This is a genomic window from Glaciimonas sp. GG7 (genome assembly GCF_052976905.1).
In genome coordinates this window covers 22,595-32,557 of record NZ_JBRIIQ010000045.1, presented here as the reverse complement: position 1 = coordinate 32,557, position 9,963 = coordinate 22,595, and the positions used below count along the sequence as shown (strand labels likewise).

Below are 9,963 nucleotides of genomic sequence, written 5' to 3'. Positions count from 1 at the left end.
GTTATGCACAACTCCTGCTTTAGAAAAAACCTTATGCAAAATACTTCCCGAAAATACTTCGGTCGGCTTGTGATTGCCGGCTTGCAACATGCCTTGACTGCCGAGTACTTCAAAGCGCTGATCGTAACCATAAGCGGCACGACGGCTGGTATTAATCTGGCATAACCGGCCACTGCGGGTGCGTATCGTGACCACCGCTGAATCGATGTCGCCCGCTTCTGCAATCGCCGGATCGCTTAAGCAACTACCTGTGGCCGAAATGCTGACGGCTTCGTCATCGAGTATCCAGCGAAAAATATCGAAATCATGAATCAACATATCCTTGAAGATGCCGCCTGAACTTTTCAGGTAAGACACGGGCGGTGCGCCAGGGTCGCGACTGGTGACGATTAACATCTCTGGAACGCCAATTTCGCCAGCCGCCAAACGTACTTTTAGCGCCTCGAAAGTGGGATCAAAGCGACGCTGAAAGCCAATCATGCAGGTTACTTTAGCTGCAGCAACCGCGATCGCGCACTCCTTGGCACGCGCTAAAGTAAGGTCCACAGGCTTCTCGCAAAATATCGCTTTGCCAGCCGCCACGGCGCGCAAAATCAAGTCTGCGTGCGTGTCAGTGCTGGAAGCAATTAATACTGCGCCAACCAACGGATCTGCAAGTGCCGCATCGATCGTTGCAACTTCTGCACCGTGCAGAGTCGCCAGCTCCTGCGCGGCCTGCGCATTAACGTCGCTCACATATTTAAGCCGTACGCCTGGTTGCGCAACCAGATTGCCTGCATGAATTTTGCCGATGCGACCTGCGCCAAAGACTGCAACATCTATCATTTTGATCTCCGTGGATATTTTTATCGTGACATCTATTGTAAGCAAGAATGGGCTTTAGTAGAAGTAATTTTCTATTTTAAATATTTATAGAATTTATATTTCGGACAGAGTGCGGATCTTTGAGGTTTGCGTGTAAGTTTTATTTCAAATATCGCAATTATGTTTATATACTCAGATACCAATAGCGATTCTGACTCAACATCTGTTGAGCAATACCATCTAGCAGTAGGAAAAGAAAATGCCATTGCGGTCAATAGCATGTGTTTTAAGCACTACTCTTTTGATGAGTGGTTGCTGCGCTACGAGCGCAGCGTCTATTGCACAACCAGAGATACCGATCACACCATTAACGCTGGCAAATACAACACAAATCAAAACGTTGGCGCGACGTGTCACAGTGATACTTGATAGCGGATTTTCGATCATGCTCATGGACGGAAGTCATTGGCGGTATATAGGAACTGTCCCTGAGGGCAAAGTCTACAAGCCAAAAAATGGGACTCTTGAAACCAACGATAAAAATCCACGAGAATTTTTTATTGTTACTTCAGAAAAAAAGTTGATCGGCTTTTATTTGCCGTCACAGCATCGGTATAAGCCACTGGAGCAATCACTGTATTTAACTTTCAATGACTGACCAGTTGTCGGCGCTATTGTTATAAGCGCTGGATGTAAAAAAGCCAGTGAACACACTGGCTTTTCATTCAATCTACAGCTTGTTAAAGTTTAACGCGCCATACCCTTCTTCGACCATGCCTCTAGCTGATGCGGACGCAGGCTATCGTAATCTTCGAACGGCTGATGGATCCACGGATTCGTCGGTAAATGATCGACATAAAAATCTGGCTTGATTGTCGAACACTCTTTCCACCAAATTACTGCCGATTTCACTTCAGTGACTGGAGCAAAATTTTCCCTCAGATGACGTAGAACTTTATCAAGCGTCACACCGGAATCGACCAAATCATCGACTAGCAAAATTTTTCCTGCCAGAGAACCGCGGCTCATCGTAATGTGCTTGGCGATATCAAGTTCACTCTGTACCGTACCGGCAGCCTCTCGATAAGAACTGGTCGAGAGAATCGCCAGCGGAACGTCAAAAATACGTGAGCAAACATCACCAGGACGTAAACCACCCCGAGCAAGACATAAAACCTGATCGAATTTCCAACCAGACGCATGCACATTAAGCGCGAGCTTTTCGATAGCCAAGTTATACGCATCCCATGAAACCCATAGGTGTTGGTCATTTGAGATATTCATCGGGCTGATCTTTTTTTAATTATTTAAATGGATGACGTAAAACAATCGTTTCTTCACGATCAGGACCAGTAGAGACCATGTCAATTGGCACCCCAACCAATTCTTCAATACGTTTGACGTAGGCGCGTGCATTCACTGGCAACGCATCCATTGACTTTGCACCAACCGTCACTTCACTCCATCCGGGCATTTCTTCGTAAATTGGTACGCAGCGTGCTGCTTCTTCTGCGCCAACTGGGAAGATATCAACGGCCTTGCCATCAACCATATAGCCCGTGCAAAGCTTCAATGCATCCAGGCCATCCAATACGTCAAGCTTAGTCAAGCACATACCTGACACACCGTTGATCTGTACCGAGCGCTTTAACAACGCCGCATCAAACCAACCACAACGACGGGCGCGGCCAGTGACGGTGCCAAACTCATGACCTACGCTTGCCAGATGATGGCCAACACCCTGATCGGTAGGCAATTCAGAAGGGAACGGACCTGAGCCTACGCGGGTGGTGTAAGCCTTGGTAATGCCGAGGATGTAGTGCAGCATGTTTGGACCGACACCAGACCCGGCTGCAGCATTTCCAGCAACACAATTACTCGATGTAACGAATGGATAAGTGCCGTGATCGACGTCGAGCAAACTACCTTGCGCACCTTCAAATAAAAGCTTGGCACCTTTGTTGTAAGCCGCGTACAACTCGCTTGAAACGTCCGCCACCATGGGTGCCAAACGCGGCACATTGGCCAGCGCATCGTCGTACGTTTTTTGAAAATCAACCGCATCTGCTTTCAGATAATTCGTCAGCACAAAATTGTGATAATCGAGATTCTCTCTCAGCTTTTCGGCAAAACGTACCTCATTCAATAGATCAGCAACGCGAATCGCACGACGCGCCACTTTGTCTTCGTATGCCGGGCCGATACCTTTACCGGTAGTACCGATTTTGGCAGCACCGCGCGCCGCTTCACGCGCCGCATCAAGTGCGGTGTGATAAGGCAGAATGATAGGACAAGCTTCGGACACCTTCAGGCGGGATGCGACTTCAACCCCGGCAGCTTGTAATTTATCGATTTCGCGCAGTAAATCTGGGACCGACAACACCACACCATTACCGATATAGCATGCCACACCCGGGCGCATAATGCCGGATGGGATCAGCTGCAATGCTGTTTTCTGGCCGCCTATGACCAATGTATGGCCAGCATTGTGACCACCCTGGAAACGCACTACACCTTGTGCGTGGTCCGTGAGCCAGTCAACAATTTTGCCTTTACCTTCGTCGCCCCACTGGGTTCCGATAACAACGACATTTTTTTGATTACGGTTCTGTAACATTACTTAGTCCAAATTTTTGATAATCCAGTTGCCATTTTCGAACACGACCGCACGGTCGCAATCGAACTCATCTTGATCGTTTTCGTGCCCAGGCAAACTTTGAATCACTACTTCGCCTGCCTTGCGTAACGCAACGATCTTTTCCTTTAAAACAGTTTCTGTACCCCAAGGAGCGCGAATTGCCGCTTTACGTTGAGCAGCAGGTATTAAACGCGCTAATTCACGTAAATCCATCGAAAAACCGGTTGCTGGACGCGAACGACCAAACGCTTCACCTACATGATCATAACGGCCGCCACGTACCAGAGCATTGGGCAGACCGGTAACGTAAGCACCGAAAATGACGCCACTTTCATAGTGGTAACCGCGTAAATCAGCCAAATCGACCGTCACGCCATCTTCTCCGGCTGCCTGCGCTAAAGCTTGTAACTCATCCAACGCCTTATCAATCGCTGGCAATTTTGGCAATACATCACGTGCTCGCTGAATCACCGTGACATCCCCGTATAAATGCGGCAAGACCAATAAAGCAGCGCGCGTTTCCGTTGCGTACCCGACACTCATACTCTGCAATCCAGGAATATCCTTAGCTTCGAGCAACTTGACCAACGCAGCTTCATCTTTTATGGCAATAGCATCATTGGCAATAATCGTACGAAATATACCGACATGGCACAAATCAAGGCGAACCTTCGTAATTCCTGCCAGTGCCAGTGAAGCGAGTGCCAAGTGCTGAATTTCAGCATCCGCCTCAAGACCTGCGTGCCCATAAATCTCCGCGCCGATCTGAAATGGCTCACGAGTTGCATGCAAACCGGATGGTCTCGTACGTAATACACTGCCAGCGTAACAAAGTCGCGTCAGCGATGCACGATTGAGCAAATGGGCATCAATTCTTGCAACTTGCGTCGTCATGTCGGTACGGATGCCTAACGTACGACCAGAAAGTTGATCGACCAATTTAAAAGTCATTGCATCAGTATCTTGTCCGGCACCAGCAAGTAGCGATTCGACATACTCCAACATTGGTGGCATGACAAGTTCGTAACCATATACCCGAAAATTATCAAGAATCAAGCGCCGCAGATCTTCAATCTTGCGCGCTTCTGAGGGCAAGACATCAGCGATATTTTCGGGGAGAAGCCAATTAGGCATAGAAAAATAAACCAAGAGAAATTTCAGTGCCAGCGTTCACTGACACGAGGAGTAACATCACTATTGAACGTAACCGAAAAGAATACGAACAATACAGAAGGCATGAATACGAATAATGTGGAATCTATCAGAGATTAGCGTTGCCGTAAAAAAAAGAAATGGCGTCTCGACAAATGACGCCATTTAATTACTACCTTAGCCGACAATTTTAATTATTTGAGTGACTGACCGAATTCGCCACAAGTCACTTACTATTGATTTCCGGCAATAAAATTAAGATTTATTTAGAAGATCCAACTCCCGGGTTCTTAAAATATTTGAAGAATTCCGAATTAGGATCAACCACCATCAAATCGTGACGGGTCTTAAAGCTAGCCCGGTAGGCTTCGAGACTACGATAAAACTTATAGAACTCTGGGCTCTTGCTAAATGCTTGTGCATAGATCTGTGAAGCCTTAGCATCACCTTCTCCACGCATATTTTCAGCATCACGATATGCTTCAGCCAAAATCACCGTACGTTGTTTATCTGCATCTGCACGAATTTTTTCAGATTCGGCAAAACCTGTCGAACGCAACTCATTAGCAACCCTGGCACGTTCGGACTTCATCCTGTCGTACACAGAAGCATTAATCTGATCGACATAATCAACACGCTTCAAACGCACATCAACAATATCTACTCCGATCTGCTTCGCTTCTTCCTCAACCTTCTTACGAAGAGCATCCATCACCTTGCCGCGCTCACCAGAAATTACTTCACGGACAGTCCGCTTAGTAATCTCTTCATTTAACGCTGCTTTAACAATTTGTGACATCCGATCTTGTGCACGCTTCTCGTCTACACCAAAACTAACGAAGTAAAGCTTCGGATCAATAATCCTCCATTTTACGTAGGCATCGATCAGAATATTTTTCTTCTCTGCAGTGATGAAGCGGTCCGTCTCAGGTGGATCGATTGTCAAAATGCGCTTATCCAAAAACACTACATTTTGAAATGGAGGTGGCAATTTGAAATGCAAACCTGGCTCATTGATGACCTGCTTAACTTCACCAAATGCAAATAAAATTGCATATTGGCGCTGATCAACCACAAATACAGTCGAAAGTAATAACGACAAAACTATAAATACACCAATCAAAAGAGAAATTAAGCGATTCATTATCGGCCCTCCCGATCACGCGTTTCACGGGAGCGCGAATCCATTACAGCCTGTGCATCGCTATCTTTCGCCGGTGCTACCGGTATCGTTGCAGGACTAACTGCCATAGACCCGGCAGATGATCCGGAACTACCGATTACCCCAGATGCAGCAGATTGGGCAATAAGCTTATCTAATGGCAAATACAATAAATTATTCCCACTCTTAGCATCAATCATCACTTTAGTCGTATTTGCAAAAATCTGTTGCATAGTATCCAAGTACATTCGATCACGCGTAACCGCTGGGGCTTTCTGATATTCAGTCAATACTTGCTTGAAACGTGAAGCATCACCTTCAGCATTAGCAGTCACACGAGCACTGTATGCCTCTGCCTCTTGCAACAAACGAGAAGCTGCACCACGTGCTTTTGGAATAACGTCGTTCGCGTAAGCCTGACCTTCGTTCTTCTGCCGCTCACGATCCTGCCCGGCTTTCACTGCGTCGTCGAAAGCTGCCTGAACTTGCTCTGGGGGCTGAACACCTTGCATTGTGACATTGGTAATTTGGACACCGCTTTGATAATGATCAAGAATTTGCTGCATTAATTGACTTACATCCAAAGCAACTTTTTCACGTCCTTCGTACAACACGAAATCCATTTGACTTTTACCAACAATTTCACGAATTGAAGTTTCGGCAACTTGGCGCACTGTTTCTTCCTGATCGCGATTTTTAAAAATCCAATCGGCTGCACTCTTGAGTTTGTATTGCACGGCAAACTGAATATCGATAATATTTTCGTCTTCAGTCAGCATCAGAGCTTCTTTGGGCTGCTTATTTTTGGCATTCGAACGATATCCAACCTCAATTGTACGAACACCTGAAACATTGACGATTTCATGGCTCTGAATAGGGTACGGCCAACGCCAGTTAAAACCGGCCATGGTCGAATGACTATACTTACCGAATGTCATTACGACTCCTGTTTGACCTTCCTGAACGGTAAAGAAGCCACTAGCCAACCAGAGAAAAGCCACAATCACAGCGATTACACCAGCTCCTACACCGGCGCTTTTTCCCGTAGGGAAACCATTACCCCCTCCATTGGAGTCTCCACCACCACTACCACCGCTATTTTTGTTTCCAAAAAAACGATTCAGTCGCTGGTTGAAGTCACGCCATAATTGATCGAGATCGGGAGGACCGCTATTCGGTTTTTTGCCGTCGTTGTTTTGTTTGTTGTCATTTTGTGAATTGCGACCCCATTGCGGGTCATTCAAAGAAAATTTGACACCCATTTTTTTAAATATAGAACCAAGCATTCGATCGTGATCCGGTATAAAAGATAAGTTGAAATGCTCGTTAGAGGCGTTTAATAGGCATATCTTGGGTATTCTCAATAACTTGCTGACCGACCCTCGCCGCATTACTTTCCATCACAAATTCTGCAATAGCTTGCCGCATTAGAACCAGTCCAGCGCCACTTTGAGCACTGACAAAAACACGCTGGATTTTATCATACTCATTACGCTCAATTCCCGGTTCCAACTCAGCGACATCAATCTTGTTCCATACTAAAATTTGTGGAATATGATCAGCACCGATCTCTTTCAACACCAGATTAACTTGTTCAATTTGCTCTAACCTCGCGGGACTTCCAGCATCCACCACATGCAACAACAAGTCTGCATTTATTGTTTCTTCCAAAGTCGCCCTGAATGCTGCAACTAATTGATGCGGTAACTCACGAATGAAGCCGACAGTATCGGACATCACAACATTGCCGACCTCTCCCAAATAAATTTTTCTGGAAGTAGTATCCAAGGTTGCAAACAATTGGTCTGCGGCGTACACCCCTGCTTTGGACAATGCATTAAATAAGGTTGATTTTCCGGCGTTGGTGTAACCGACCAGAGAAATCGAAGGCATACTATTACGCCCACGTGCGCGCCGTTGGGTCGAATGTTGACGGCGTAATTTTTCCAATCGTCCCCGCAAAGCCTTGACACGATCTCCGATTAAACGTCGATCCGTTTCAAGCTGTGTTTCACCAGGCCCACGCAGCCCGATACCACCTTTTTGACGCTCTAAGTGGGTCCAACCTCGAATCAGACGCGTTGCCAGATGCTGGAGTTGCGCCAACTCGACCTGAACCTTTCCCTCGTGACTCTTCGCACGTTGAGCAAAAATATCCAAAATCAAACTGGTACGATCTAATACGCGTACCTTCAATATTTGCTCAAGATTTCGTTGCTGTGCAGGAGATAATGCATGATTAAAAATAACAATATCGAGCTGCTCATCTAACACCGCGTCGGCTACTTCCTGTGCCTTGCCTGAACCGACAAATAATGCAGCATCCGGTGAGCCGCGCTTTCCGGTCAGCGTAAGAATTGGCACTGCACCTGCAGACTTAGCAAGCAAAGAGAGTTCTTCCAGACTTGCGGCAAAGTCACCTTTACCGAAGTCCACTCCAACTAATGCGGCTCGCATGAGAGGGCTCGTAATGCTATCCGAACGGATAGCAAATAGTTATTCTGCGTCTGCTTCAAGATTAAGATTCACAGCGCGTGCCGGAACTACTGTTGAGATTGCGTGCTTATATACCATTTGAGTCACGGTGTTGCGCAGCAAAACCACATATTGATCAAAGGATTCAATGTGCCCTTGAAGCTTAATACCATTTACCAAATAAATTGATACTGGAACGTGCTCTTTACGTAAGGCGTTCAGAAACGGGTCTTGTAACAATTGCCCTTTATTACTCATGGCTACTCCACTGTGTTGTTGTAATTAGAAGTCAAATAGGCAAAGCCTTATTCGACAGAGCGTCTATGGACTGTTCGATGGTGTTTGATGAATGTAAACGATTTCGTTCATTACTGCCAACGTAAAAACTATTTTACCGGACGCGCAAACGGATTCTTCCCTGACTTAAATTCGATACGTAATGGAGTCCCTATCAGTGAAAAAGTTTCACGGAAGTATTTTTCAAGATAACGTCTGTAATTTGCATCAATCGCTTCCAACGCATTACCATGAATGACAACAATAGGAGGATTCATACCACCTTGATGCGCATAACGTAATTTAGGGCGAATTGAACCCTTGCGGCGTGGCTGTTGATGTTCAACCGCTTCCATTAGTGCTCTCGTTAATTTTGGCGTTGTCAGGTTCGACATAGCTGCAGCATATGCAGCATCAACCGATTTCATTAATGGAGCGATACCCGTCGACTTCAATGCAGATATGTAGTGAAACTTTGCAAATGAAAGAAAATTAAGTTTACGATCGAGATCAATCTTGATTTCCTCACGCCTTTCACTAGTTAATCCATCCCATTTATTAATGCCAACCACTAAAGCACGACCTGTCTCCAGAATAAAACCAGCGATATGCGCATCTTGCTCCGATATATCTTGTTGCGCATCTAACAAAAGCAGCACAACATTAGCCTCAGAAATCGACTGCAAAGTTTTCACTACAGAGAATTTCTCAATCGCCTCAAAAACCTTACCGCGCCGACGAATTCCGGCTGTATCGATTAAGGTGTATTGAGTGCCATCGCGCTCGAATGGAATTTCGATAGAATCACGAGTCGTCCCGGGCATGTCAAACGCGATAACGCGCTCTTCTCCCAATAAGGTGTTCACCAAAGTCGATTTACCAACATTGGGACGACCAACAATCGCAATCTTGATACTTCGCTCATTACTGACAGGTTCTTCAATCTCAGGAGGACGTTGAGAAAAAGCCAAATCAATCGACTCTTCGACCAAATCAGCTACGCCATCTCCATGTGCCGCAGAAATAACATAAGGATCACCGAGACCTAGCTCGTAAAACTCTGCAGTTACCGAGGTATATTTCATCCCCTCGGATTTGTTCACTACCAGCATCACTGAACGACCCGACTTACGCAAAAAATCGGTGATAGTTTTATCGTGCGGCGTCAAACCTTGGCGGCCATCTACAATAAAAATGACGACGTCAGCCTCCGCTACCGCTTGCTTGGTTTGTTTGGCCATTTCATGCATGATGCCATCTTTGGCAACAGGCTCAAAACCGCCTGTATCTATGACCAAAAACGGGCGCTCCCCCATCCGACCCTCACCATAGTGGCGGTCACGGGTCAGACCCGGCAAATCAGCAACCAACGCATCACGCGAACGTGTCATACGATTGAATAAAGTCGATTTACCGACATTCGGGCGTCCTACAAGTGCAATTACTGGCTTCATTA

At 46.2% G+C, this 9,963-nt stretch carries 10 protein-coding genes; 1 reads left to right on the top strand and 9 read right to left on the bottom strand.

What is annotated here, in order from left to right; all coding sequences use genetic code 11:
- Positions 1–825: Gfo/Idh/MocA family protein (locus tag ACVBEF_RS12150; protein WP_447124207.1), on the bottom strand; the 825-nt coding region annotated here is incomplete at its 3' end.
- Between the two features lie 238 nt (positions 826–1,063).
- On the opposite strand from ACVBEF_RS12150, the gene ACVBEF_RS12145 reads away from it, so the two are divergent.
- A complete protein-coding gene (locus tag ACVBEF_RS12145; protein ID WP_447124206.1) occupies positions 1,064–1,462 on the top strand; it encodes a hypothetical protein in 399 nt (132 codons plus the stop codon).
- Between the two features lie 89 nt (positions 1,463–1,551).
- On the opposite strand, the gene ACVBEF_RS12140 is transcribed toward ACVBEF_RS12145, so the two are convergent.
- From ACVBEF_RS12140 to der, 8 genes are all read right to left on the bottom strand, one after another.
- Positions 1,552–2,088, bottom strand: a complete 537-nt coding sequence (locus tag ACVBEF_RS12140) for a phosphoribosyltransferase (protein WP_447124205.1) — start codon at positions 2,086–2,088, stop codon at positions 1,552–1,554.
- A gap of 19 nt (positions 2,089–2,107) precedes the next feature.
- Positions 2,108–3,421, bottom strand: coding sequence for an adenylosuccinate synthase (locus ACVBEF_RS12135; RefSeq protein ID WP_447124204.1), 1,314 nt, complete (start codon positions 3,419–3,421; stop codon positions 2,108–2,110).
- Positions 3,422–3,424: 3 nt separating this feature from the next.
- Entirely contained in the window at positions 3,425–4,576 is a 1,152-nt protein-coding gene (locus ACVBEF_RS12130; RefSeq protein WP_447124203.1) for an ATP phosphoribosyltransferase regulatory subunit, read from the bottom strand.
- A 280-nt stretch (positions 4,577–4,856) separates the two neighbouring features.
- Positions 4,857–5,738 (bottom strand): protease modulator HflC, encoded by an 882-nt coding sequence (hflC, locus tag ACVBEF_RS12125; protein WP_447124202.1) that lies wholly within the window; start codon positions 5,736–5,738, stop codon positions 4,857–4,859.
- Positions 5,738–7,042, bottom strand: a complete 1,305-nt coding sequence (hflK, locus tag ACVBEF_RS12120) for an FtsH protease activity modulator HflK (protein ID WP_447124201.1) — start codon at positions 7,040–7,042, stop codon at positions 5,738–5,740. The genes hflC and hflK overlap by 1 nt, the downstream gene beginning before the upstream one ends.
- A gap of 40 nt (positions 7,043–7,082) precedes the next feature.
- Positions 7,083–8,213, bottom strand: a complete 1,131-nt coding sequence (gene hflX, locus ACVBEF_RS12115; protein WP_447124200.1) for a GTPase HflX — start codon at positions 8,211–8,213, stop codon at positions 7,083–7,085.
- 39 nt (positions 8,214–8,252) lie between these two features.
- On the bottom strand, positions 8,253–8,489 hold the full coding sequence (hfq, locus tag ACVBEF_RS12110; RefSeq protein ID WP_447124199.1) for an RNA chaperone Hfq: 237 nt from the start codon (positions 8,487–8,489) through the stop codon (positions 8,253–8,255).
- Positions 8,490–8,617: 128 nt separating this feature from the next.
- Positions 8,618–9,961 carry a ribosome biogenesis GTPase Der gene (gene der, locus ACVBEF_RS12105; RefSeq protein WP_447124198.1) on the bottom strand — a complete coding sequence of 448 codons (1,344 nt, stop codon included), beginning with the start codon at positions 9,959–9,961 and terminating at the stop codon, positions 8,618–8,620.
- Between the last annotated feature and the right edge of the window lie 2 nt (positions 9,962–9,963).